The organism is Acinetobacter sp. UBA2063 (assembly GCF_002333245.1).
GTDB classification, from domain to species: domain Bacteria; phylum Pseudomonadota; class Gammaproteobacteria; order Pseudomonadales; family Moraxellaceae; genus Acinetobacter; species Acinetobacter parvus.
Genome location: NZ_DDAH01000018.1, coordinates 1 through 1,002 on the forward strand (window position 1 = coordinate 1; position 1,002 = coordinate 1,002).

Here is a 1,002-nt window from a genome sequence, read left to right on the forward strand (position 1 = left end):
GCATGCAGTTGAAGAAAATGAGCATAAAGCGGTGGTATTTGACGTTTATGAAGCAATGTATGGGCAAGGATTTAAAGCTTATTTTATGCGTTCATTAGCTTTAGTGATTGCAATGGGTTTAATTTTTATTACCCAGTCATATTTCACTGCGACTCTTTTAAAAACTGATGGCAAGCTCACATGGCGTGACACCAAATATATGCTCAAGTTCATGTATGGCTATAAAGGTTTTATGACGCGCCAGATTCCTACATTGCTTGCTTTTTTAAGACCTAAATTCCATCCAAATGATGATGATACTACTGAACTGTTAAATAAGTGGCGTGCTGAACTGGGTTTTAACCTGAATTAATGATAAATAGAAAATGGGCAAGCAAAATTGCCCATTTTTTTATTCAAATTTTGCATTAAATTGCTGATAATCTGCACCAGCATTTTATAAGGTAACAGTCCGTGATTCGATTGATGCAGGAAAGTGATATAGACCGTGTAGCTGAGATTGAGCGGTTGGTACAAACACATCCCTGGTCCAGACAGCAGTTTCAGGAATCCTTGACCTCCTACCAATGTACTGTTTATGAAAAAGCCAATCAGGTGGTGGGTTTTTGTATTTTGCAGCCTGTTCTAGATGAGGCCAATTTATTACTGATGGCGATTCATCCAAACCAACAGGGCAAAGGTTTTGGATACGAGTTGCTAGATTATTCAATTCAACAGTTAAAGAACAATCCAGTTCAGATTTTTCTGGAAGTGCGTGAAAGTAATATTCCTGCAATTCACCTATATGAAAAAACAGGTTTTCATCAGATTGATCTACGAAAAAATTATTATCCAAATATTGATGGTTCAAAGGAGCATGCCGTGATTATGGTCAAGACATGCACCGATGATTTTGCAGCCTTATTTCAATAAGGCTATTTAATAATCAGGTTATTCCATTCAGATGGAAGTGTGCTCATCAATGAGTTTCCAAGTTGCTGGATTTCGTTGTCAGAGAGTGGG

2 protein-coding genes are annotated in these 1,002 nt (G+C 37.5%); both read left to right on the forward strand.

The window, feature by feature from the left end; genetic code table 11:
- Positions 1-352 (forward strand): metal-dependent hydrolase (locus B4H32_RS00725; RefSeq protein ID WP_286799148.1); only part of this gene is annotated, 352 nt, incomplete at its 5' end.
- Positions 353-453: 101 nt separating this feature from the next.
- Positions 454-912 (forward strand): ribosomal protein S18-alanine N-acetyltransferase, encoded by a 459-nt coding sequence (gene rimI / locus B4H32_RS00730; RefSeq protein WP_010589318.1) that lies wholly within the window; start codon positions 454-456, stop codon positions 910-912.
- The last annotated feature ends 90 nt before the right edge of the window (positions 913-1,002 follow it).